The sequence below is a fragment of the uncultured Fretibacterium sp. genome, from assembly GCF_938030725.1.
In the GTDB taxonomy this organism is placed as follows: Bacteria; Synergistota; Synergistia; order Synergistales; family Aminobacteriaceae; genus Fretibacterium.
The window spans coordinates 1-23,427 of record NZ_CALHIQ010000042.1 but is presented as its reverse complement, the minus strand read 5'-3'; the positions used below and the strand labels follow the sequence as shown (position 1 = coordinate 23,427).

The window sequence follows — 23,427 nt, the reverse complement described above, 5'->3', positions numbered from 1 at the left end:
GGGAAGTGAATTAAAGGGGCTTTGTAAGGTCGGAGGCCAATACACTCCGACCTTACAAAGGCGAAAGCTACTTCAGACGCTCGGTCTGCTCGGGATAGTGGATATTGGTAAGCAGGTTGATCTTTCCGTCGTAAAGCTCATCGACGCCGATCAGGTCCTTCTGCGCGCCGTGAAGCTCGTCGGCCTGGCACAGGTAGACCCACGGGTGCAGATCGTTGACGCGATCCCAGATCTTCTGGAAGACCTGACCGCGTTTTTCCTCGTCGACGCTGTGGTTGGCCTCGTCCATCAGGCTATCGATCTCAGGATCGGAGATGCGGGCCGAGTTGGTGCTGGCAATGGAGGTCGTGGTGATGACCGACTGCCAGTAAACCCCTGCGTCGCGATTGGTCTGCATGCCCCAGGTGGCGGCGTACATATCGTACTTCTCGGGCTCTTTGCGCACCTTGTCACTGATGACGGCGTTCTCGAACACGGAGACGTTGACCTTGATGCCGACGGCACCCAACATGCTCTGCAGCACGGTCGCGCCGTTGACGCGGTCAGCAGCGTTCATCACCCAGAGGTTCAGCTCGAGGTCCTTGACGCCGGCTTCCTCCAGGAGCTTTTTGGCCAGATCGGGGTCGTAACCCCACTTCTCGGGGTTCTCAGGGAACCATGAGGAGGCCGTGGGCAGGGGGCCCTCGCCGGGGATGCCGTTGCCGTTGTAGACGACCTGAACATAGGCTTCCTTGTTGATCGCCGCGTCGATCGCCTTACGCACACGGGGGTCCTTCAGCTTGGGGCTGTCCATGTTCATGGCCAGGTGCAGCAGGACCAGGCCAGGAGCCTTAACGGCCTTGACGCGATCGCTGTTCTGCAGACGCTCGAAGTCCGAGGGCGGCACAGCGTAGATCATATCGACCTTATCCGTCTCGAGAGCGATGATACGGGTGCTGTCGTCCGGCAGAACGACAAAGGTCAGCTTCTTGGCGTAGGGCTTCTCACCCCAATAGTCGTCAAACGCTTCCATTTCGACCCGCTCGCCCTTCGTCCAACTGACGAACTTGTAGGGACCGGTCCCAACCGGCTTGCGGAAGTAGTCGGCTCCAGCCTCCTCAACGGCCTTGCGATTCAGGATCATGGCGTAGGGGTGTTTCATCGAGCCAAGCCAGCCGCCGACAGGGCCGTTCGTGCGCACGATCACCGTGTGCTTGTCGATCACCTCAAAACCCTTGGGGTCAATCCATACGCCCTTCGAGTTGGCGAACACGGAGCTCTTGGGATCGGTCACGCGCGTCAGCGAGAACACGACATCGTCCGCCGTGAACTCCTCGCCGTTGTGAAACTTGACGCCCTTACGAAGATAGAACTTGTAGGTGTGGTCATCAAGCACCTCAACCTTTTCAGCCAGCACCGGCGTCAGTTTGCGCGTCTTGCCGTCAACGGTGAAAAGCGGCTCGTAAATTTGCTTCTGCATGGAGAAAGAATAGGTATCGACCGCGTTCTGCGGGTCGAAGTTCTTCGCGTCGATGGAAACTCCGACACGAAGGGTTTCACCCCTCGAAGCGGCAAAGGCCACCCCGGCATACAACATGGCCAGAGCAAAACAAAGCGCGAACGTCTTCTTCATAAACAAAGGACTCCTTCCTGAATCAAGATGTTACGACAATGACACCAGGCGCTGCTGCACTTCCCCTATCGTAGCCGCATTGCGTCGTGGACACATCCATTGGAGGCCAAGCCCCCCACACTCGGCCATAAAATTCATCATCTCCAAATAATATCCACGGCTTCCCTGATTCTAGCAAATAATATACAAAATGCAAGCCTGCTTAAACTTTTCAATGCGACAGAGCGCAACAGCTTCACGGGGACAAACCCTCCTGTCTGCAACAAAAAATACGAAAAACAGCCTATTCATTCTCCTATTGCCCAGGATAAAACTAAGGTTCTAAATTTAATTAGCGGAGCCTAACGCTTTAACCAATTATGCAAAGGAGGCAAAGTTGTATACAATATGCAGGGCGTTCGTCACGCGTCGATCGGAATTAAGATTGCCCTCACCCTTCGTACGTGCAACACTCTTCTCGGCAGGGGGCAAAAGGAAAGTCAGTCAGGAGGAAGATCATGGCTTCAGAGATCATGGAGAAAGCGCGATCTATACGGGACTACCTCGTGGAATGTAAACGTCGCATCCACCGTCATCCCGAACTGGGCATGCACGAAATCGAAACCGCAGCCTTCGTGCGTTCCGAGCTGAAAAAGCTCGGCGTCGAACTTCAGTCCCTGGACACGCAGGTCGGCGTCGTGGGAATCGTTCGTGGCCAGAGAAACGCCCCCGGCAAGGTGATCGCCCTCAGGGCCGACATGGACGCCCTGCCGATTCAGGAGGAGGCTGCGGGCCCCGACGCATCGGAAGTTGCGGGCGTGATGCACGCCTGCGGGCACGACGCCCACACCGCAATGCTTCTGGGGGCTGCAAAGATCCTCATGACGATGCGCGATCGCTTCAGCGGCGTGGTCAAACTCATCTTTCAACCTGCCGAAGAAACCCTTGGAGGATCGGAGCTGATGATTCGCCTCGGCTGCCTTGAGAATCCAACCGTAGACGTCATCCTTGGCCAGCACGGCATCGCTGAATTCGCTACGGGCGACATCGCCTTCCGCGAAGGCCCCAGCATGGCCTCCTCCGACACGTTCTCCGTCACCGTCAGGGGCGTCGGCGGACACGGCGCATACCCCCACAATTCGGGGGCAGACGCTCTGCTCGCCGCGGCCAACTGCGTCATGTCGCTACAGGGCCTGATCACCCGTCAGTTCAACGCCATCGATCCCGTCGTCCTTTCGATTTGCACCATCCACGGCGGAACGGCGAAGAACATCATCCCCGCCGAAGTGACCTTCGGCGGCTCTGTCCGCTGTCAGTCCCCGGCAAGCCGCAGCAGGATCAGGGATGTGATGGACCACATGATCGGCTCCATCGTTGCCGGATACAACTGCACTCACGAGCTTGACTACGCTTACGGCGTGCCGCCCTTGGTCAACGATCCCGACGTGGTTCACGCCATGCGTTCCGCTGCCGCGAAACTGCTCGGCGAAGAACACGTCAAGACGATGAGCCAGGCGCGCATGGGCTCGGAGGATTACGCCTGCTACTGCGAAAAGATTCCGGCCTCTTGTTTCGCTCGGCTGGGCATCCGGCAGGAGGGCAAAGAACCGACCCGGTTCCACAGCCCCACCTTCGTCTTTGACGAGGAAGCCCTTCCCGTGGGGGCGGGTTTTTTCGTTCAGGCCGTGCTGGAGTTGAATGGAGCGCCCACCGCTCCAACCATACAATAAAAGAACAGCGCCTGTCAGGGGCCCTTTCGGCGCCTGACGGGCGCTCACCTCACAGCCGGTGAAGACGGGGGCCGCTCACGCCCCCCCTTCGCCGCCTCGCGTCAACGTGGATTGGAATGGGGCATACCCATCACTTGAACAGCATCGTCACGCCGGAGATGGCCATGTAGCCGTACACGGCAAAGCGCAGCCTCTTTGCGTCCAGTCGATAAAATATCTTGTTGCCGAGGAAGACGCCAAGGGCAAGCGCTGCCAGCATGAGCAGCCATAAATGAAACGTCGTGGACGTGATGACGCCGTTGTGCCATCGCACGAACGTCGAGATGCCGGAGGTGAAGCAAAAGCTGGCGTTCAGCGTCGCGCGGTACTCGTCGTTGCTGTCCGTCGCAGCCAGGAGATAGATCGCTATCGGGGGCCCGCCGACGGAAAAAAGTCCCGCACAGGTGCCCCCAATGGCTCCCGCGATGACGCCGTTCAGCGCCGTGCCCTTGATGCGGATCGTTCCGCCCAGGAAGAGAGAATAAAGGCACACGGCGATCAGCATCGCGCCCAGTGCGTGGATCATGAGCTTTTCCGCAGCCCCCAGGGACAGCTGCACCGACGCCGCTGAACAGCACAGGGCCACAAGCGAGCAGGGCAGCAGGATCTTGAAGTTTATGCTGCGATGGTGCGGCACGGCGATCATCAGCGCCGTGCTGAGCCCACAGAGCGCCGAGACGGCTACAGCTTGCTGGTAGGGAAGGAAGTACGGCCACGTCGCCATGGCCACTGCCCCAAAGCCGAAACCGCACACACTTGCGACGACGCCACCGACGACGGTTACGCCCATCATCGCCGTTGCCACAACCCAATCCATCCGATCATCTCCATCTTTTCCCCGGTATGGGGCGCGCTGGCTTAGGAGCATCCTGCGAACCTATAAAGCCTGAGTGGTCGAAGCCACGAAAAAAGCCGCGTCAGGCCTTCAGCGATGCGCGATTGCAGGCACGATTTGCATTCATTATAACATTCGGGCCGCCTCGCATCCCCGCATCCTGCCCACACCCGGTCCTTATGACCGTTATGCTTTATAATGGTGGGGACGGCGGGAGCGACCGGAGGGTCGTTCGCCGCCCCCACGGGTCCCAGCGCGTTCCCTAATCCTGAACTCTAACCCTAATGAGGAGGCGCACTCTCATGACGAATCAGGCACTGCTGACGCTCTTTCCGGTCATCTTTCCCATCCTTGCAGGGGTCTTTCTGCTGCTTCACCACATCCATGACGACCGGCAAAGACACGTCTACGTCGAACTGTCCACCATCCTCAGCGGGCTTTTGGCCTGCGCGGCCGCGTTCTGTTCAAACGGGGAGCTCCTCGTGCTGTGGCGTGCCACGGACTCCCTGCGGCTGGCCCTCCGTATGGACGCCCTGGCCAGGGTCTTCATCCTTCTCATCGCCTTCATCTGGCCCCTCGTCACCCTCTACGCATTCGAGTACCTGCAACACCGTCCACCGGAGGACCGATTCTTCGCCTTCTTCCTGGCGACCTGTGGCATCCTGAACGGCGTCGCCTGCGCAGCCAACTTCCTGACGCTCTACCTCTTCTTCGAGCTTTTGACCTTCATGACGCTTCCGCTGGTCATGCACTCCCAGCGGACGGAGGCCATCAGCGGGGGCGTGAAGTACCTCTTCTACTCCCTCACCGGGGCGGGGCTGGCCCTCGGCGGCTTCTTCTTCTTTCAGGCCTGCGGCGTTTCCACGGAGTTCACCCCGGGCGGCGTCATGGGGGCGGTGACGGACCCCGCCCAGCGTAACACGCTCTTGACCGTCACCTTCGTCACCCTCATCGGCTTTGGGGCAAAGGCGGGCCTGTATCCCCTGCACGCCTGGCTGCCCATCGCACACCCCGTGGCCCCCACGCCGGCCAGCGCCGTGCTGTCCGGGCTCATCACCAAGGCAGGCATCGTGGCGATGTTCCGCGTCGTCTACTTCCTCGCTGGGGCAAGCTTCCTGCGGGGCACCTGGGTGCAGACGGCCGTCATCTGCACGGCGCTCCTCACCATCCTGGTCGGCTCCATGCTGGCCTATCTGGAAAAGCACCTGAAAAAGCGCATCGCCTACTCCTCCATCAGCCAGGTTTCCTACGTCGTGTTCGCCATGATGCTCCTGACGCCGTCGGGGGTGGCGGGAGCGCTGCTGCAGGTGCTGGCCCACGCCTTCGCCAAGACCTGCCTCTTTCTCAGCGCGGGCGTCGTCATCTACTTCACCATGCCCACCTCCAACTACCACTTCACGGACCAGCTCAAGGGGGTGGGACGGGTGCTCCCCATCACCATGTCCTGCTTCACCCTGGCCTCCCTCTCCCTCATCGGCCTTCCCGTCACGGGCGGCTTTACGGCCAAGTGGTACGCCGCCGTGGGGGCCATCGACCCGACGCTGGGCTGGCTGGGCATCACCGGGATCGTCGTCCTGCTCATCAGCGCCATCCTCACCGCGGGTTACCTCATGCCCATCATCACGGACGCCTTCTTTCCGGGCGCGAAGTTCGACGACAGCCACCTCCAGCCCGTCCACATGTCCGTCAACATGCGCCTGCCCCAGTACCTGCTGAGCGCAGGGTCCCTCCTCACGGGCGTCCTGTCCGGCCCCCTCGTCCATTGCTTCGACGACATCGCGGCAGCGATCCTCTGAGGCCCGCCATGGACGCCAGAGCCCTGCTCCTCCCCATCCTCCTTCCTGCGCTGGCCGCGGCGGCGCTAATGCTCAGGCATTTCAAAAGCCGCGCGGGCTTCTGCGCTTTCGTCGGAGGCACCGTCCTCTTGAACAGCGCCCTCCTCCTGTACCTTGCAGTCCGGCCCCCCGTGGGAACGCTGACGCTGCTCCGCCTCTCGCGCGACCTCTCCCTGGCCCTCCGCATGGATGGAGCCGGGGCGGCCTTCGCCGCACTGCTGGCGTGCCTCTGGCCCTTCGTCGCCCTCTACGGGCTCGACTACATGGGCCGCACTCCGCATCGCGCCAAGCCCTTCTTCGCCTGTTTCGTCCTGGCCTACGGTGCGGCTGCGGGCGTGGCCCTGGCGGCGAACCTGGCGACGCTCTGCCTGTTCTCTCAACTCCTGCCCCTGAGCGTCCTGCCCATCATGAGGCGTGAGGGACAGAGCATCGCCGAGGCGGCGCGCGCGCTCCCTATGGCCTGGGGCTCCTTCTGTACCCTGCTCTCCCTGGCCTTCGCCACGGCCTTCATCGGGAACGTGGACTTCGTGCCCGGAGGCTGCCTTCCTTCCGACGCGCTGAGGAAGCCGGACCTGCTGTACCTCATCTACCTCCTGGGCTTCCTCGGATTCGGGCTGGAGAGCGCCCTCCTGCCACTGCGCGGTTGGCCCCTCGCCTCCGCCGAGGCCCCGGCGCCCGCTTCCGCGATCCTCAACGCCGTCGCGGTGGCGAACGCGGGCGTCTTCGCCATCGTCCGCCTCACGTGGTACGTCTTCGGCCCCGACGTCCTGAACGGCAGCTGGGCGCACCTGGCGGCCTTCGCCCTGGCCTGCGTCACGACGGTCTACGGAGCGTGCATGGCCCTGTCCTCTCAACGGCTCAAGCTGCGCCTGGCCTGGTCCACCATTGGACAGCTGGCCTACGCCCTGTTGGGCGCTCTGCTCCTGACCCCCTCCGGGTTGTCCGCCGGCATGACGCAGATGGCCGCCCACGCGCTGATCAAGGCAAACCTCTACTTCTGCGCCGGCGCCATCCTGTGCCAGTCGGGGCGGAGGTTCCTATTCGACATGCGCGGCTGGGGTTTTGGGATGCCGGCGACGTTTCTGGCCTTTCTCCTGTCGGCCCTGGCGCTCGTTGGCCTGCCCCCCATGGCGGGCTTCATCGCGAAGTGGCGGCTCGGCGTCGCCGCCGCCTCTGCGGGAGCCTCCTCCCCGATCGGGTTCTTCGGGCTGGCGGCCATGCTGACCTCTGCGCTCCTCACGACGTTTTACGTCCTGCAGGTCCTCTGCGTCGCCGTCATGCCGGGGAGGGGCTTCAACCTCCGCGCCGCCAACTACGGCATCACGGATCCAGGTCCCGCCATGCTCATCCCCATCGGGCTCCTGGCCGCCGGTGCGCTGCTCCTTGGCCTCTGGGCCGAACCCGTCCTCGGCTTCTTTGAACGGGCCGTGCCCGGCACCCTGCCGGAGGCGATCCCATGACGTCCGCAAGCGGCAGCTACATGCTTCCCCTCCTCGTGCTGTGGCCCGCGGCAGGAGGTGCGCTCGCCTTCGCCATCGGGCGCTCCGACAGGCGTGTGTTGGACTGCGCCGTCTGGGCCGTCACGCTGATCGAACTGGCCGCCGTCTGCTTCTGCCGCGGCCTTACGGACGCCTCCTTCACCCTGAAGGGGGTCTGTGGGCTGGGCCTGTCCTTGAGGCTCGACGGCTTTCGCCTGATCTACGCGGCACTCACCGCGTTCATGTGGGCCGTGGCCGCAATCTTCTCCAGCGAGTACCTGACGCACCACAAAAACTGCAGGCGCTACCACCTCTTCGTCCTCATCACCCAGGGCACCATGATGGGCGTCTTCCTCTCGGCGGACCTCTTCACCACCTTCCTGTTCTTCGAGATGATGTCCCTCTCCTCCTACGTCATGGTGGCGCAGGATGAGACGCCGGAGGCGGCCCGCGCAGCCCAGACCTACCTGGCCGTCACCATCATCGGCGGCATGGCGACGCTCCTGGGTCTGGTCCTGCTCTACCGGGAGCTCGGCACGCTGGACCTCGACTCGCTGTCCCCCGCCGTCCTGGAGGCGCGGGCAGAGGACCTCCTGGGTCCGGGACTCCTGACGCTCGTCGGCTTCGCGGCCAAGGCGGCGATCTTCCCGCTGCACGTGTGGCTGCCCCCCGCTCACGCCGCAGCCCCCGCGCCCTCCAGCGCGCTGCTCTCCGGCCTCCTGACCAAGACGGGGGTCTTCGGCATCCTGATGCTCAGCGCCACCCTGTTCCGCCACGACCCGACCTGGGCCCTGATCCTGTTGCTGCCAGCCCTCGTGACGATGGTCCTTGGAGCGGTTCTGGGCGTCTTCTCCGTCAACCTCAAGAGGACTCTGGCCTGCTCCTCCATGTCACAGCTCGGCTTCATTCTGACGGGTGTCGCCATGCTGGGCTTCCTGGGGCCGAAGAACGACCTGGCTGCGCGCGGCGTCGCGCTCTACATGGTCGGGCACTCGCTGGTCAAACTGGTGCTCTTTTTGTCCGCCGGCGTCGTTCACATGAACACCGGAGCGCTGGACCTGAACGACGTTCAGGGGTTCGGCCGCGGCAAGCCGCTGTTCTGCTTCGCCTTCTCCATGGGGGCTCTAGGGCTGATGGGAATGCCCCTCTGGAACGGCTACATCGCCAAGACGCTGCTGCACGAGAGCATCCTGGAACACCTGTACCTGCTGGAGGCCCGCGGCAGCGCGGGCGCCGTCCCCGCCTTCCTGAACGTCTTGGGGCTGACGGAGCCGCAGTTTTTCAGCCTGGTCGAGTGGACCTTCCTCGTCAGCGGCGGACTCAGCGTCGCCTACGTCCTCAAGCTCTTCGCCGCCCTGTTCGCCGCACGCCCGGAGCCCCGGATCGCTGCTCAGGCGAAGGGAAGGTACATGACCCCCGTCAGCGCCGCAGCCCTGACCCTGCCGGCCCTCCTTCTGCCCCTGCTGGGCGCTCTGCCTCACCACCTGACGGACTCCGTCGGCATCATGGCAACGCCCTTTATGGGCGGCCCCACAGAGCACCACCCCGTCCATTACTTCTCGCCGGAGGCCCTGACCGGGGCCGCAATCCCGCTCGTCATCGGCACGGCAGTCTACGCGCTGTTCATCCGCCGCCTCCTGATGCAGCGCGCGCCGGGCGCGCGCTATCGTTTCCTGAACCGCTGGCCCGACGGACTGGACCTGGAGGGAGCGCTCTACCGCCCCCTCCTGCTCTGCGCTCTCCCCTTCCTGGGCGGCACCTTCGCCACGGCGATGGACCGGGCGGCCTCAGCGCTCCTGACCCTGCCCCTCCGGGTCGGGAGGCTCGCCGCCCCTGCACTGAACCGCACCGTAGAGGCGTTCCTGAGCGACCTACCCCGCATCGGGGCCTCCACGGCTCGCGCCCTGGACGCGCTGACAAGCGTCCCCATCCTGTCGGCGCTGGAGCGCGCGGAGGACGGGTGCCGCACCCGTCCCAGGGACGAGGCCGACCCGTGGAGGCCCGGGGCAGAACCGCCGTCCGACAACTCCCGCTGCCTGCCCATGGCCTGCGCGCTGGCGGCCTTCGCGATCCTCTTCGCGATCTTCATGGCAACACGGAGTTGAAGCCGCCGGCGCCGCAGAGGCAGACTCGTAAAAAAACCCTTCCCCCCGCAAGGGGGATATGCCATTATGTTACGGCGCTGCGGCGCATGATGGCGGGACGCCCCGTGCGTTCCCGCCAAAAAACGGGATAAGCAGGTGAAACTCATGAATCGTTTTAAGAAGCAGACGGCCGTGCTCCTCCTGGCTGCCCTCAGCCTGACCGCGGTGCCGACTTCGGCAACGGCTTTGGACCTGGGGGACATCCTGAAGAAAGGAGCCCTGATCGTAGGCGGCGGCGCGCTGGTAAAGGCCCTCGCGGAGCCACTCAACGACTTCATCAACACGGTGACCTTCAATCGGAACGCGAAGTTCCAGGGCTACACGAAGGTGGTCCCCATCGTCTCCATCGGGGACGGCACGCACATCGGGGCGGCACAGGTCGGCGGACAGGTGAAGTCTGCCGTGGAGCGAACGCAGGCTGCAGCCCAGTTGGAGGCGGAGTTCAAGGGGGTGCGCATCCGCATCCTCATCCCCATCGACTCCGTCAACCCCATCGAGAGGTTCAATCGGGTGCAGGGCGTGGGCGTCACCGCAATGATCGACGCGGATATCTAGCCCTTGGGGAACGCCCTGCTGACGGCCGGCGGCTTGGCTTCGCCGGTCGTCTTTTTCTACTCCTCATATCTTGTCAGGACTTGCGAATCGCCCGCCCCGCAACCCCGCCTTCTCGACGCGTTTCGTTGTCTTTCCAACCGACTTTCCGCGGAAAGCGCGCTATCATGACGCCATAAACAGGGGAATCCCCGATCACTTTGGGAGGCTTTGGGATGATTCGGAAGATCATACACATCGACAGGGACAAGTGCAACGGGTGCGGGGCGTGTGCCGATGCATGCCACGAAGGGGCCATCACCATGGAGGATGGCAAGGCGCGCCTCCTGAGGGACGACTATTGCGACGGGCTGGGGGACTGCCTTCCCGCCTGCCCCACCGGCGCCATCACGTTCACGGAACGCGAGGCCGCTGAGTACGACCGGGTGGCGGTGCTGCAGCACATGGCGAGCCGGAAGGCTGCGCAGAAGAACAGGGGAGAGCCGCCGATGGGCTGCCCGGGGCGTCAGGCGCGCAGCCTTCGCCCCAGGCCCGAGCCCGCCATGCCGGCAGCGTCCCAGGCGTTCGCATCGCAGCTGGCTCAATGGCCCGTGCAGATCAAGCTGGTCCCCGTGAAGGCGCCCTACTTCGAGGGGGCGAAGCTCCTCGTGGCGGCGGACTGCACGGCCTACGCCTACGCCCGCTTCCATGAGGAGTTCATGCGCGGGCGCGTCACGATCGTCGGCTGCCCCAAGCTGGACAGCGTGGACTACAGCGAGAAGCTGACGGAGATATTGAAGGCGAACGACATCCGAGACGTGGCCATCGTGCGCATGGAGGTCCCCTGCTGCGGGGGGCTGGAGCAGGCCGTGAAGACGGCGCTCATGAACTGCGGCAAGATGATCCCCTGGCGCGTCGTGACCATCTCCACCGAAGGGAACATCCTGGACTGAGGACGCCCCTATAGCGGAAGGGAGAGTTATACTCCATGGAACAGGATGTAAAATATGGAAGCGCCCGATTTATAGCTTCGCAAGCGTCTGAGAGGTGTTTGTCATGTTTGACCCATTTCGACTGAAAGATGTGCTGATTGAGTACAAGCAAAACTTCGTTTCCCAACGGTGGGGCAATGAAAAATACAAATGGGAAGCCGTGAAATGGTTTCAGGATCATTGGGATGTGAATGCAGCCGATTTTCCGGAAATGCTGAGCCGTTCTTTGGACAAGACCTTCAATTTGCTGACCTCCGCAAATCACTTTCCAAGGGGCATGATTGTCGATTTCGCCAGGTCTGCTCCTGAAGAGGTCCGCTCCATGTTCATTGCTCTGTTCGACGAGAGTAAAGATGTCTTTGAACGGATGGAAGATTTCAGGAAGCAGTCGTCCGACCTTCTGGAGAAGTACGGTAGCAACGACACGCAGCATTATCAGTACGAAAATGCCATCAGTACCTACTTGTGGCTCCGTTATCCGGACAAATACTACATCTACAAGTTCGGCGAAGCAAAAGCAGTCGCCCAGGAGCTCAATTCGGACTATCGTTTCAAGAAAGGTGCCTTTGCGGATAACATCCGAAACTTCCTGCGGCTTTATGATGAGATCAGCCTGGCTTTAAAAGAGGATACCGAGTTGGTGAACCTCTTTCAATCGCAGTTGACCGAAACATGCTACGCCGATCCCGAGTTGAAAACTCTGACCATTGACGTCGGATTTTACATCGGCAGATATTATTCTCAGAAAAATGCCGCTGCTGCGGAGCCTGCTAAATGGTATGGGACCGATTACGATCCCGGCCTTACTGTCGACGATTGGAGCAATCTCCTTAAAGACGAGAACGTCTTCACCACCAGCGCGCTTGAAATCATGAAGCGCATTAAGGACTGCGGCGGTACAGCATCCTGCACACAGCTCGCTCTGAAATACGGCGAAACAAAAAATTTCTACAATGCCGGTTCATCCAGCCTGGCAAAGCGCGTTTGTAAAGTCACCGGCATTTCACCAAACACCAGAGAAAATAGCTCCACACGGTGGTGGACGGTTCTTTATACGGGCCGTAACGCTGATAAGGATGAAGATGGCAGCTTCGTGTGGAAATTACGAGATGAACTTTCTGCGGCACTCGATAAGGCTGATTTGAGCGACATCAAACTGTATGCAACGGCCTCCTTTGATGCATACACGAAGAGCGATTTCCTCGATGAAGTGTATATGACGGAAAAACGCTATGAAAACCTTGTAGCCGTCCTTCAAAATAAAAAGAATATCATCCTTCAAGGCGCTCCCGGCGTGGGTAAGACCTTTGCCGCCAGGCGCCTTGCGTGGTCCATGATGGGAGAAAAAGATGATAGCAGGATTGAATTCGTGCAATTTCATCAGAGCTACTCCTATGAGGACTTTATGATGGGCTATAAGCCGGTAGAGAACGGTTTTGAGCTGAAGCATGGTATCTTTTATCGCTTCTGCCAGAAGGCCGCGAACCGACTGGATAAAGATTTCTTCTTTATCATTGACGAGATCAATCGTGGCAACATGAGTAAAATTTTCGGGGAACTGTTGATGCTCATTGAGAAAGACTATAGAGGCAGCAAGGCAACTTTGGCCTATAATGGACTTTCCTTCTCCGTCCCCCAAAATCTGTATATCATTGGCATGATGAACACAGCAGACCGCAGCCTTGCCATGATTGACTACGCTCTCCGTCGTCGCTTCAGCTTCTTTGAGGTGGAACCGGGCTTCGATTCTGATGGATTCATTCAGTATCAAAACAGCCTGAACAACGAAACACTGAATGAGCTGATCTCCAAGGTCAAGGACCTGAACCGGGAGATTTCTCTCGATAAGTCGCTTGGCAAGGGATTCTGTATCGGTCACAGCTATTTCTGCGGCAGAGATGTTTGCACCAGGGACTGGCTGTATTCCATCGTCAATTACGATATTCTGCCGATGTTGAATGAATACTGGTTTGACGACGCCAACAAGCTCCGACGCTGGGAGAGCATTTTGCTGGGCGTGTTCCAATGATAAAGGATAAGAGTATCTTCATAAAAAACATATACTACATGCTTTCGTATGCCTTCACGACGCTGAATCAGGGCGGTTATGAGGACCTCGCTACCGAAGAATTTGAGAACATGCATAACCTTTTTGCGGCGATCCTCGCCAAGGGTATCGGTCGCCAGCTGAAGCAGGGCCTGCATCGGGAGTATTTGAACCACAAAGAGGAGTTAGCCGTGGTCCGTGGAAAAATTGATATGCCGGGGACCATTCAGAATCGCCTTGCCAGAAAGTGCGTGCTGGCCTGTGAGTATGATGAACTGTCAGAAGACAATCTCTTAAATCAGATATTGAAAACGACCGTCATGCTCTTGCTCCGGCATACGAAGGTAGACCAGGAGTACAAGAACAATCTGAAAAAAGAGATGCTGTTTTTCTCCAATATAAACACGATTGATCCCCGTGCGATCCAATGGTCGGCTATCCGTTTTCAGAGGAACAACAGCACCTATCGTATGCTCATCGGCCTATGCCAGCTCATTCTTGAAGGAATGCTGTTGACCACGGATTCCGGCGAGTATAAGCTGGCAACCTTCGTTGATGAACAGCGCATGAATCGCCTCTATGAGAAGTTTATCCTCGAATATTATGCCAGGGAATGCCCGCAGGTGACGGCAACGGCCTCACAGATCCCATGGGCGCTCGATGATGGCACCGGAACAATGTTACCGGTTATGCAGAGCGACATCATGCTGACCAAGGGCAGCGAAGTTCTTATTATTGACGCCAAGTATTATACGCACACGACGCAGACGCAGCATGACGTCCACACGCTTCATTCGGGCAATCTGTATCAGATTTTCACTTACGTTAAAAACAAGGATGTGGATTTCGGAACCAAGCCACATAAGGTTTCCGGTATGCTGCTGTATGCAGCGACGGACGAGGTCATCCAGCCGGACAACGTTTATCGGATGAGTGGAAATCAGATAAGCGTAAAGACGTTGGATCTGAACCGGGATTTTTCACAGATTGCATTCCAGCTGAATGTGATCGTAGAGGAGCATTTTGGAAAGTGATTATTTCAGAAAATCGTTGCACATGACGGAAAGTCAAAAATATAAACTATTGATAAAGCGTGATCGTTACAAGAGAATCGTCGTTGTGCTAAGGAGAAAATATGGATATTAAATTATTTTGGAAAGACGTTCTGGAACAAAATCGCGAAGAACTAAAAAAGTATTTTTGCTCTGATGCTGAAATACATTGGCCATGCACAAACGAGAAGTTTTCGGCGGATGAGTTTATACGCGTCAATTGTGATTATCCAGGCGAGTGGGACGGTGAAGTTGAACGTGTTGAAAACACTGACGTGGGATGCATCACCGTGACAAGGGTCTTTGCGCGGGACTCATCGGCAGCATTTCATGTCGTTAGCTTTTTTACCTGTCGGAATGAGAAAATATCATTCGTTGAAGAGTATTGGGCCAATGATGGGGTGGCACCTGAATGGCGTCAGAAGATGAAAGTAGGGGACCCGATCCGAAAGTGAGCGAAAAAAACAAGTGCCGTATCAGTAAATATTTCACTGGTCAGGCATATTGCCCTTGAACTTTGTACATAATCATGACATAATAATGAGCAAGAGAGGGGGCTAAAACATGCCGCAAATCCGACCGATTACAGACCTGCGCAACACAAACGAGATTTCTGAGCTTTGTCATGCGAGGAAAGAGCCTGTTTTTATCACAAAAAATGGCTATGGTGACCTGGTTGTGTTGAGTATCGAAGCCTACGAGGAATTGATGGAAAACGTAGACACAGACGCAGCGATCCGAGAAGCGGAACAGGAAGTTGCGGAGGGTGGAAAACTTCTTGACGCCCGTGAAGCCTTACCTCCTCTCCGAAGGAAGCACAACTTATGAAATATGCCGTCAAAATATATCCCCGCGCATATCGGGATTTAGACGGTATCTATTCCTATATCGCCAAAAATCTTATGGTACAAGGAACGGCTGAAAATCTGCTTACTAGCTTGGAGGACGCTATCTTCAGTTTGGAGCAGTTTCCGGAAAGGGAGCCTGTCCGCCGTATCGGGGCCTATGCCAATCAGGGCTATCGTCAGTTGTTCGTCAAGAATTATACCATCATTTATCGTGTGCATAAGGAGAAACGAGAGGTACATATCGTAACCGTGCGCTATTCGCGGAGCGAATTTTAAATCAAATTTTGGAAACGGGCGAGCGGAGAGGCAAAAATGGACAGAAAATTGGAGGAAATGAGCCTGAAGGAGCTGTGGCAACTGTTCCCCATCTTCCTCGTCCGGCATCATGAGGGATGGAACGATTGGTACGTTGAGGAAGAGAGCAACCTCACAGCGCTGCTCCCGCGCGAAACGGTTAAGCGAATCTCCCACGTCGGGAGCACGGCCGTCCCCGACATCTGGGCAAAAAACATCGTTGACATCCTGCTGGAAGTCGGGAGCGATGACGACCTGAACAACGTCGAAAAGCGGCTCCTTCAAAAGGACTGGCGGTGCATGAGCCGGAGCGCTCACCGGGTTTCGATGAACAAGGGTTACACCCCCAGCGGCTTCGCCCGGAAGGTCTTTCACCTTCACGTTCGCCTCTGGGGGGATAACGACGAGCTGTACTTCAGGGATTATCTGCGGGAATTCCCCGCCGTCGCAAAGGCCTACGAGGCGTTGAAGTTATCGCTATGGAGACGGTTTGAACACGATCGGGACGGCTACACCGAAGCCAAGGGGGACTTCATAAAAAAATACACCAGCCTGGCAAGGCAGCGCTATGGCGCAAGGTACTAAGGAGCGCGGATTGGGCGAGGCACTATCAAACTTGACGTAAACGTGCAGCGGATCGTTTCCCGACACGTCGGAGATATCCCGGCGTGCCTTCGTCCACCGCGATGCGACTCAATCTAAGCCGTCAGGGAGCATCACCCCGCAACGTCCGATCGCCGTCCGCCGCGTCGCAGACAGCGCCTCGTTCGCCTGTCATCGTGGCCTTCTCACCGTTGATCAGAGATGCGGCCCTCAGGATGAAATCCTCCGGGGCGTCCCTGAACTGATCGAAGACGGGCGCCTCGATTCCGGTGAGGACGGCAACGACATCCCGTCTGGTGAGGTCGGTGGCCTCGGCCAGCCTGCCGATCAGGTCGTACTTCACGCTCCGAGCTCCCGCCCCGCCAGAGGCCTCGTAGGCCTCGACCCCCTCCTTCACGAACGAGGTCCCGGAACGCAGGGCCTCCTTCGACGCCATCGTCCCCAGGACGCCGGACTCGACGCGGGCGAGGGCCTTTGGGAGGCGCAGCCCCCCGTTCAGCGCGCGGACCGCCCTCCGGATCAATTCATCGGCCTCGAAGACCACCGAGTGGACCGGCTTCTCGTCGACGCCGGAACACATCATGACGGGTCTCTCTGGTTCAATGGTCGGTTCTGTGCGGCCGTTGCGGGCGTCCTCCGGCTGCAACACACGGACGCCGCAGGTGGCGTCGGGATTCGCGACGACCGCCTCAGCCACGCCCTCAGCTTCATCCGCAAGCTCTGCCTGCAGCCCCCGCGCAAAGCGGTCGTAGCTCTCGCTGGCGATGATCGTGAGCACGTTGACGTCATGGACCTCATCTCCGAGGGCCTCCGCGTCCATGCGCTCCCCGTCCTGGTTGACGCAGAGGCGCAGGCCGCGCCCCACCTCCTGACGCTTACGGACCTCGCTTCCGCTTCGTTTCAGCGTGCAGATCTGAAAGACGTTGGGGTTGTCCCAGCCCTCGCGCAGAGCGGAGTGGGAGAAGATGAAGCGCACCGGCGACCGCCTGGGGTCGAGGTCAAGAAGGCGCTCCTTGTCCCTCATGATTAGGTCGTAGGCGTCGACGTCGTCCGAGGTACGCTCCCGCCTGTCGCTCAGGCTGCCGTTGGTCATACGCCCCCGTCTGTCGACGGAGAAGTATCCGGCGTGGGTGCTGTCCGGCGCAATCGCCTCCAAATACGCCATGTACTCCTCCTCACCCGGACCGCCCCGCGTCGCGGAAACGACGTCCCGATACTCCTCCTCGAACATCCGCGCAAAAAGGCCGTTTTGGGGCCATCCGTCGGTGTCGTACTCCCGGTAGTGCGCGACCTCGTCGATGAAGAAGAGGGACAGCACCTTGATGCCCCTGCGGAACAGCCGCCGCTCCCGCTCGATGTGGGAGAGGATCGTTTCGCGGATCTGGATGCGGCGCAGCCGGTCCTCGTTCAGCCGGCCGACCGCCTCTCCGGCGCAGAGCCTGACGCCGTTCAGGAACTCCACGGAGTTGTCCCGGCCGTCGATGGACTTCACGACGAAGCCGTCCCGGTACTCCTCCAGCCTGCCGGAGCGCTCGTAGAGGTCGTAGCCGACGCCCGCCGTCCTCGTAACCTGCCGAACGCCCGACGTCCCCCTGAAATCGAACTGAACCGTCGCGGTGGGGGCCGCCGCCCTGGAGAGGTTGAGGCCCTGAAGGTAGACGTAGCCCTCCGTCGCGGCGCCCTCTGCTTCCGCGATGCCCTTGACGGCAATTCGCTTCACCAGCCGTTCGTTGTAGGCCTCCATCGCGCCCAGCCGATAGACCAGGTTGTAGAGGCTGTCGGGCCGGTGGGTTGCGGAGTAGCGCAGCGTCATCATGGGGTTGAACTGCCTCAGACCCTCTCTGGTCCGCCTGCCCTCGACGGACTGAGGCTCGTCGATGATCACGATCGGATGGGTCCCGGCGATGACCTCGATCGGCCTCCTCGACCGGAACTCGTCAAGCCTCATGTGAATGCGACGCGCGTCCTTCCCCCTCGCATTGAAGGCCTGCGCGTTGATGATCATGACGTCGATGGAGCGATCCGACGCAAACCGGTCGATCTCCGCCATCTGCACGGAGTCGTAGACGAAGTATCGGACCCTCCTCCCGTACTCCTCCGCGAAATGGTCCTGCATGACCTGAAAGGACTTGTAGACGCCCTCGCGGATCGCAACGCTGGGGACGACGACGATGAACTTGCTCCAGCCGTACCGCCCGTTCAGCTCATAGAGGGTCTTGATGTAGGTGTAGGTCTTTCCGGTTCCCGTCTCCATCTCGACCGTGAGGTTGTAGCGCCCCTCCAGCCTCTCGGACGGCTTGATCCGGTTGGCGCTCTGCACCCTCCGCAGGTTCTCCAGGACCCGCGCATCGGTCAGCTCCGGGACGACAGGCAGGTTGCTCCACCCGATGCAGCCCTCCCGCGGCAGCCGCGGCTCTCCCGCACCCCCGTTTGCCGGCGCTCGATACGGCTGCCCGGCGAACACGTCCGCGACCGCCCTGGCCGCGTCCTCCTGGAACTTCTGGCGTCGGAACCGAAGTTTCACCGCACCCCCCTCCCTCAGAGGACCTTGAGCCTCGCGGTCGGCGCCAGCGCCTTGAAGAGCTCCACGGCGTTGATCCTGGACGGGCTGTCCCTGAAGCTCGCGTCGCGGAACACGGCGCGAAGCGGCCTGCGCCTCGCGATCTCCCTGACGACGGAATCCGGCACGTCCTCGGCGAAGCAGGCAATCAGGTCCCCCTCGTTCCACGTGTGGACCCTGCAGCCCTCCACCTCCTCGCTGCGGTGCGGCATGGAGAGCGGAAGCCCCCACTCCAGCAGGCAGCCGAATAGAAGGTCCATGTCCGTGCGATCCGGTTTTACGTTGGACGCGAGCGCAGGGAGCAGGCTCTGGCGATACTCTCCGGCGGCGTAGTAGACGTCCCTCATGTTGCTCTCGTCCAGCCGGAGGACGCGGAACCCGACGTCCGTCTTCCTCGCGCCGTCCGGTCCCTTCGCTCCGATTCGCGCGCCGGAACGGCGAATGCGCTCCCTGCCCAGCTCGGCGATGTCCTTGAACCCCATCTTGAACGCGATGGTGTCCGGGGGCGTGCGCTCCGGAATCTGGACCAGGATAAACCTCCTGCGCCCGCCGTCCTCGGCGTTCATCCTCATGATGGCGTCCGCCGTGGTCCCGGAGCCGGAGAAGAAGTCCAGGACGAGGGCCTCCTTGTCCTGAGCGCAGACCATCCTTGTCAGCGCCTGAACCAGGGAAAGCGGCTTCGCGTAGTCGAAACATTTCCCAAGGCCCAGCTCCTCCAGCTCCCGGACCGCCGTTTCGTTCGTCCCCACGGCGGCCTCCCGGTTGAGCTCGACCTTCAGGAAGTTGGTCGGCGTCTTGTAGGCGCCCTCCAGCTCCTGCCTTTGAAAGCGGATGGAAAAACGGTCAGACTTGACGACGAAACAGGTCCCGCGCCTGACCTCTGCCTCCAGGGTCGCCTGCTCCCACTTGAACTCCCCGACGAGTCGGACCGCGTTGGCGTTCAGGCCGTCCTCCACGCGCAGCTCGTCCAACAGCCGGACCCTGCCCTTCTCGCCGGCAGGGATGAGCCCGTCGCGGAGGAAGGGGAAGCGAATGCTGCCCTGTGGGAACCGGAGCGTCTTTTCGGGATTCCCGGCGTTCAGGAGGGGGGCGTCGCCGCCGTCGAGGGGCGCGCCAAAGTACTTGAGTGCGCTCCGCCTCTTCTCGTATGCCAGCACGTATTCCACGGTCTTTCGGCACTTACAGGAGAGCGCGGGCGGAGTGCTGGTCCTGGTCCAGAGGAAGGTCGCCGCGTAGTTTCTCTCGCCGAACGCCTCATTGCAGAGCTTCTGCAGGTTGCTGACCTCGTTCTCGTCGATCGAGATAAAGATCACCCCGTCGTCGCTCAACAGGTTCCGCGCCAACAAGAGCCGGGGGTACATCATGGAGAGCCAGTCCGAGTGAAACCTTGGGTTAGCGGGGTTGTTTTCTCTGAAGAGGACCGTCCCATCCTCGCCCTTCGCGCCGCTTCGCTCCAGGTATTCCTCCGTGCTGACGGCGAAGGCATCGGAGTAGACGAAGCGATCCGACCCCGTGTTGTACGGAGGGTCGATGTAGATCATCTTGACCTTTCCGAGGTAGCTCTCCTGCAGGAGCTTCAGCACGTCGAGGTTGTCCCCCTCGATGTAGAGGTTCTCCGTCGCGTCCCAGTCCACGCTGTCCTCCGGGCAGGGGCGGAGCGTCTTTCGGATGGGCCGGTTCGCCTCGGCGATGGCCGCCCTCTTTCCCACCCACGTGAACGCATAGGCCTCGTCCCCCGCGATCGCCTCGTCGGAGAGCTCCTGACGAAGCCGCTCGAAGTCGATCGCCGCCCTGAGCCTGCCGTCCGCGCCCCGCGCCTCCGTCACGCAGCCGGGGAACAGCGCTCCGATCCGTTCTACGTTGCGGGCGATCCCGTCCGCCCATTCCATTTTCATCCTCTCGGCCATTGAAAGCGCCTCCAGTCCAGACCACGGCCTCCGGCCCATTCCCCGCCGTGCCGCCGATCGGCATCGCGTTAGAAAAAGTCCCGGACGCCCCTGCCGCGGCTACAAGTACCTTCCGGTCACGCTCCTTGCGTCCTCCCTGATCTCGCGCGGCGTGCCGGTCGCCACGATCGTACCGCCCGCTTCCCCGCCTCCCGGCCCCATGTCGATGACGTGGTCCGCGTTGCGGATCACGTCGAGGTCGTGTTCGATCACGATCACGGTCGCCCCGTTCTTTATGAGCGTCTGAAACACGTTGAGCAGGGTCTGCACGTCCAGCGGGTGCAGCCCGATCGTGGGCTCGTCAAAGACGAACACGGAATCGGCCTGCTCCCTTCCCATCTCGCTCGCCAGTTTCAGCCTCTGGGCCTCGCCGCCGGAAAGGCCCGGCGTATCTTCGCCCAGCCTGAGGTAGCCAAGGCCGAGGCTCTGCAGCACCCGCAGCTTGGACCGGATGGTTTTCATCTCCCTGCAGAACTCAAGCGCGGCGCTCACGTCCATATCCATCAGCTCCGGCAGGGAACGGGAAACACCGGCGCCATTCGTGTGCCTGACCTGGTAGGCCACCTTCGCATACCTCGACCCGCGGCAATCCGGGCACGGAACCTCCACGTCCGGCAGGAACTGCACGTCCAGACTGATGGAGCCGGTCCCATCGCAGACGGGACACCGCAAGCTCCCCGTGTTGTACGAAAAGTCCCCGGATTTGAAGCCGTGCTGCCTTGCATCCTGCGTGTGCGCATAGACCTTCCGCAGCTCATCGTGGACGTTCGCGTAGGTCGCCACCGTAGAGCGGACGTTGACGCCTATGGGCGTTGCGTCGATCAGCTTGACGTGCTCGATGCCTTCAGCCGCCACCTCGACGACGTGCTCCGGCACCTTCCTTCCCTGCGTCACGGACTCCAGCGCAGGGACGAGGCTCTCCAGCACCATCGTCGTCTTGCCGGACCCGGACACGCCCGTCACCACGGTAAGCCGTCCCCTGGGAATGGCCACCTGAAGGGGCTTGACGGTATGGATCGCGGAAGTCACAAGGCGTATCGTCCCTTCGGCAAACGTTCCGTCGGGACGGAGGGGGCGTTCCCGCTCAACCCTCCGCCCTCTCGCAAGGAACGCCCCGATCTGAGAGGCCACGTTCTCCTCTACGTCCGCGATCGTGCCCTCCGCGATGACCCTGCCGCCCTCAGCACCCGCCTGCGGCCCCATCTCGATGAGCCAATCGGCCTCCTTCAGAACCTGCATGTCGTGATCGACGAGCAGGACGGAATTGCCGTCCGCCACAAGATCGTGCATGACGGCGTTCAGCCCTGCGATATTGGCCGGATGCAGCCCAATGGACGGCTCGTCCAGCACGTACAACACGCCCGTCGTCCGGTTTCGCACCGCACGGGCAAGCTGCATCCTCTGACGTTCCCCCGTGGAAAGCGTGGACGCCGCACGGTCAAGGGACAAATAGGCGAGCCCCAAATCCATCAGCCGTCGCGCCGCCGTGCGGAAGGACTCGCAGATGCTGTTCGCCATGGGCTGCATTTCTCCCGGAAGGGAGCCCGGCACGGCCTCAACCCACTGGAGGAGCTCCGACAGGGGCATCCTGCAGACCTCATCCAAGGACACTCCGCGCAATTTGGGCTGCCGCGCCCTTTCGGACAGTCTGCTGCCGCCACATTCCGGACAGATTTCCTCCTTGAGGAACTTTTCCACGCGCTTCATGCCCTTTTCGTCCCTGACCTTAGCGAGCGCGTTCTCCACCGTATAGGTGGCGTTGTAATACGTGAAATCCATTTCGCCCGCCACGTTGGAGTTCTTTGCCTTGTACAGGATGTGCCGCTTCTCGGCGGGGCCGTGATAGACGAGGTCCTTCTCCTGATCCGAGAGATATTTAAACGGCACGTTCGTGCGCACTCCCATGGCCCGGCAGACGTCGGTCATGAGGGACCACATCAGGCTGTTCCAGGGGGCAACGGCTCCCTCGTCTATGGTGAGGGACTCATCCGGCACAAGCGTCGCCTCGTCCACCGTCCGCACCATGCCCGTGCCCCCGCAGCGCTCGCAGGCCCCCTGACCGTTAAAGGAAAGCTCCTCAGCCGACGGCGCCTGAACCCGCTCCCCGCAGACGGGGCAAACCAGCTCCTGCTCCGCCGCGACCGCAAGCGTGGGCTCCTGCACGTGTCCGTTGGGACAGACGTGGTTCGCCAATCTCGAATACATCAGCCGGACGCTGTTCAGGAGCTCCGTTCCCGTTCCAAAGGTAGAACGAATGCCCGGAACGCCCGGCCTCTGGTGCAACGCAAGGGACGCGGGCACGTAGAGCACTTCGTCGACGTCCGCCTTCGCCGCCTGCGTCATGCGCCTGCGCGTGTAGGCGGACAGCGCCTCCAGGTAGCGCCTTGACCCTTCGGCGTACAAGACGCCGAGCGCGAGCGACGACTTGCCGGACCCAGACACCCCCGCGATTCCGACGATCCGGTTCAGCGGTATGTTCACGTCGATATTCTTCAGGTTATGCACCCGCGCACCTCGGACCTGAATCTCCCTTGGCGCATCTGCCTCGTCATTCATCCTGCGCATCTCCATTCCCGCCCCGCAATCAGGGAACATGCCGCGTTCCCTAGCAAAAGGCTATGCGTATAGTCTACCTCATCATGCAAGATGGTTGGACGCACCGGTTCGCCGGGGCAAGTGTCCCTCCGACGCACCGCCCGTAATCGTCAATTATTTTTATCACGAACAGATTAAAAAATCAGCGATGGATTGTAGCCCATCAGGGTGGACTTTCATTGAGCGAAGGCAAAAGAAAAACCCGCTTCGCAGCGGGCTTTTTAGACGATTTTGGACGTTCGTAAAAAAGGTAATGGTGGACTGTGAGGGACTCGAACCCACGACCCGCTGATTAAGAGTCAGCTGC

General features: G+C 60.4%; 17 protein-coding genes. 12 read left to right on the top strand and 5 right to left on the bottom strand.

What is annotated here, in order from left to right:
* Positions 1–67: 67 nt before the first annotated feature.
* Complete coding sequence (locus Q0629_RS02795) at positions 68–1,612, bottom strand: ABC transporter substrate-binding protein (protein ID WP_298778666.1); 1,545 nt, start codon at positions 1,610–1,612, stop codon at positions 68–70.
* 497 nt (positions 1,613–2,109) lie between these two features.
* Between Q0629_RS02795 and Q0629_RS02790 the strand changes: the two genes are divergently transcribed.
* A complete protein-coding gene (locus Q0629_RS02790; protein ID WP_298778664.1) occupies positions 2,110–3,321 on the top strand; it encodes a M20 family metallopeptidase in 1,212 nt (403 codons plus the stop codon).
* A 130-nt stretch (positions 3,322–3,451) separates the two neighbouring features.
* Here Q0629_RS02790 and Q0629_RS02785 read toward each other — a convergent pair whose 3' ends face one another.
* Positions 3,452–4,177 carry a sulfite exporter TauE/SafE family protein gene (locus Q0629_RS02785; protein WP_298778661.1) on the bottom strand — a complete coding sequence of 242 codons (726 nt, stop codon included), beginning with the start codon at positions 4,175–4,177 and terminating at the stop codon, positions 3,452–3,454.
* A 320-nt stretch (positions 4,178–4,497) separates the two neighbouring features.
* Here Q0629_RS02785 and Q0629_RS02780 point away from each other — a divergent pair, with 320 nt between their 5' ends.
* The 11 genes from Q0629_RS02780 (at position 4,498) to Q0629_RS02730 (ending at position 16,001) form a co-directional block, all read left to right on the top strand.
* Positions 4,498–5,991 (top strand): proton-conducting transporter membrane subunit, encoded by a 1,494-nt coding sequence (locus Q0629_RS02780; RefSeq protein ID WP_298778658.1) that lies wholly within the window; start codon positions 4,498–4,500, stop codon positions 5,989–5,991.
* 8 nt (positions 5,992–5,999) lie between these two features.
* Positions 6,000–7,490 carry a proton-conducting transporter membrane subunit gene (locus Q0629_RS02775; RefSeq protein WP_298778655.1) on the top strand — a complete coding sequence of 497 codons (1,491 nt, stop codon included), beginning with the start codon at positions 6,000–6,002 and terminating at the stop codon, positions 7,488–7,490.
* Entirely contained in the window at positions 7,487–9,613 is a 2,127-nt protein-coding gene (locus Q0629_RS02770) for a proton-conducting transporter membrane subunit (protein ID WP_298778652.1), read from the top strand. The genes Q0629_RS02775 and Q0629_RS02770 overlap by 4 nt, the downstream gene beginning before the upstream one ends.
* Positions 9,614–9,757: 144 nt before the next feature.
* Positions 9,758–10,207: a hypothetical protein gene (locus tag Q0629_RS02765; RefSeq protein WP_298778650.1), complete on the top strand. Its 450-nt coding sequence runs from the start codon at positions 9,758–9,760 to the stop codon at positions 10,205–10,207.
* A 212-nt stretch (positions 10,208–10,419) separates the two neighbouring features.
* Positions 10,420–11,136 carry a 4Fe-4S binding protein gene (locus tag Q0629_RS02760; protein WP_298778647.1) on the top strand — a complete coding sequence of 239 codons (717 nt, stop codon included), beginning with the start codon at positions 10,420–10,422 and terminating at the stop codon, positions 11,134–11,136.
* A gap of 103 nt (positions 11,137–11,239) precedes the next feature.
* The gene (locus tag Q0629_RS02755) at positions 11,240–13,204 is read left to right on the top strand and encodes an AAA family ATPase (protein ID WP_298778644.1); all 1,965 of its coding nucleotides are present in this window, start codon (positions 11,240–11,242) and stop codon (positions 13,202–13,204) included.
* Positions 13,201–14,256 (top strand): 5-methylcytosine-specific restriction endonuclease system specificity protein McrC, encoded by a 1,056-nt coding sequence (gene mcrC, locus Q0629_RS02750; RefSeq protein WP_298778642.1) that lies wholly within the window; start codon positions 13,201–13,203, stop codon positions 14,254–14,256. Before Q0629_RS02755 ends, mcrC begins: the two co-directional genes overlap by 4 nt.
* A gap of 101 nt (positions 14,257–14,357) precedes the next feature.
* A complete protein-coding gene (locus Q0629_RS02745) occupies positions 14,358–14,729 on the top strand; it encodes a nuclear transport factor 2 family protein (protein WP_298778639.1) in 372 nt (123 codons plus the stop codon).
* A 109-nt stretch (positions 14,730–14,838) separates the two neighbouring features.
* Positions 14,839–15,102 (top strand): type II toxin-antitoxin system prevent-host-death family antitoxin, encoded by a 264-nt coding sequence (locus Q0629_RS02740; RefSeq protein ID WP_298778637.1) that lies wholly within the window; start codon positions 14,839–14,841, stop codon positions 15,100–15,102.
* Positions 15,099–15,398, top strand: a complete 300-nt coding sequence (locus Q0629_RS02735; protein WP_298778632.1) for a type II toxin-antitoxin system RelE/ParE family toxin — start codon at positions 15,099–15,101, stop codon at positions 15,396–15,398. Before Q0629_RS02740 ends, Q0629_RS02735 begins: the two co-directional genes overlap by 4 nt.
* A 36-nt stretch (positions 15,399–15,434) precedes the next feature.
* Positions 15,435–16,001: a GrpB family protein gene (locus tag Q0629_RS02730; RefSeq protein WP_298778630.1), complete on the top strand. Its 567-nt coding sequence runs from the start codon at positions 15,435–15,437 to the stop codon at positions 15,999–16,001.
* Positions 16,002–16,122: 121 nt separating this feature from the next.
* Here Q0629_RS02730 and Q0629_RS02725 read toward each other — a convergent pair whose 3' ends face one another.
* The 3 genes from Q0629_RS02725 to Q0629_RS02715 form a co-directional block, all read right to left on the bottom strand.
* Entirely contained in the window at positions 16,123–18,543 is a 2,421-nt protein-coding gene (locus tag Q0629_RS02725; RefSeq protein WP_298778628.1) for a DEAD/DEAH box helicase family protein, read from the bottom strand.
* A 14-nt stretch (positions 18,544–18,557) separates the two neighbouring features.
* Positions 18,558–20,486 carry a site-specific DNA-methyltransferase gene (locus Q0629_RS02720; RefSeq protein WP_298778625.1) on the bottom strand — a complete coding sequence of 643 codons (1,929 nt, stop codon included), beginning with the start codon at positions 20,484–20,486 and terminating at the stop codon, positions 18,558–18,560.
* Positions 20,487–20,585: 99 nt separating this feature from the next.
* Complete coding sequence (locus Q0629_RS02715) at positions 20,586–23,090, bottom strand: excinuclease ABC subunit UvrA (protein WP_298778622.1); 2,505 nt, start codon at positions 23,088–23,090, stop codon at positions 20,586–20,588.
* Between the last annotated feature and the right edge of the window lie 337 nt (positions 23,091–23,427).

Excerpts from the sequence above, each read along its gene's own strand:
- Q0629_RS02795 (WP_298778666.1), bottom strand. The coding sequence starts at position 1,612 with ATGAAGAAGACGTTCGCGCTTTGTTTTGCTCTGGCCATGTTGTATGCC.
- Q0629_RS02790 (WP_298778664.1), top strand. The coding sequence starts at position 2,110 with ATGGCTTCAGAGATCATGGAGAAAGCGCGATCTATACGGGACTACCTC.
- Q0629_RS02785 (WP_298778661.1), bottom strand. The coding sequence starts at position 4,177 with ATGGATTGGGTTGTGGCAACGGCGATGATGGGCGTAACCGTCGTCGGT.
- Q0629_RS02780 (WP_298778658.1), top strand. The coding sequence starts at position 4,498 with ATGACGAATCAGGCACTGCTGACGCTCTTTCCGGTCATCTTTCCCATC.
- Q0629_RS02775 (WP_298778655.1), top strand. The coding sequence starts at position 6,000 with ATGGACGCCAGAGCCCTGCTCCTCCCCATCCTCCTTCCTGCGCTGGCC.
- Q0629_RS02770 (WP_298778652.1), top strand. The coding sequence starts at position 7,487 with ATGACGTCCGCAAGCGGCAGCTACATGCTTCCCCTCCTCGTGCTGTGG.
- Q0629_RS02765 (WP_298778650.1), top strand. The coding sequence starts at position 9,758 with ATGAATCGTTTTAAGAAGCAGACGGCCGTGCTCCTCCTGGCTGCCCTC.
- Q0629_RS02760 (WP_298778647.1), top strand. The coding sequence starts at position 10,420 with ATGATTCGGAAGATCATACACATCGACAGGGACAAGTGCAACGGGTGC.
- Q0629_RS02755 (WP_298778644.1), top strand. The coding sequence starts at position 11,240 with ATGTTTGACCCATTTCGACTGAAAGATGTGCTGATTGAGTACAAGCAA.
- mcrC (WP_298778642.1), top strand. The coding sequence starts at position 13,201 with ATGATAAAGGATAAGAGTATCTTCATAAAAAACATATACTACATGCTT.
- Q0629_RS02745 (WP_298778639.1), top strand. The coding sequence starts at position 14,358 with ATGGATATTAAATTATTTTGGAAAGACGTTCTGGAACAAAATCGCGAA.
- Q0629_RS02740 (WP_298778637.1), top strand. The coding sequence starts at position 14,839 with ATGCCGCAAATCCGACCGATTACAGACCTGCGCAACACAAACGAGATT.
- Q0629_RS02735 (WP_298778632.1), top strand. The coding sequence starts at position 15,099 with ATGAAATATGCCGTCAAAATATATCCCCGCGCATATCGGGATTTAGAC.
- Q0629_RS02730 (WP_298778630.1), top strand. The coding sequence starts at position 15,435 with ATGGACAGAAAATTGGAGGAAATGAGCCTGAAGGAGCTGTGGCAACTG.
- Q0629_RS02720 (WP_298778625.1), bottom strand. The coding sequence starts at position 20,486 with ATGGCCGAGAGGATGAAAATGGAATGGGCGGACGGGATCGCCCGCAAC.
- Q0629_RS02715 (WP_298778622.1), bottom strand. The coding sequence starts at position 23,090 with ATGCGCAGGATGAATGACGAGGCAGATGCGCCAAGGGAGATTCAGGTC.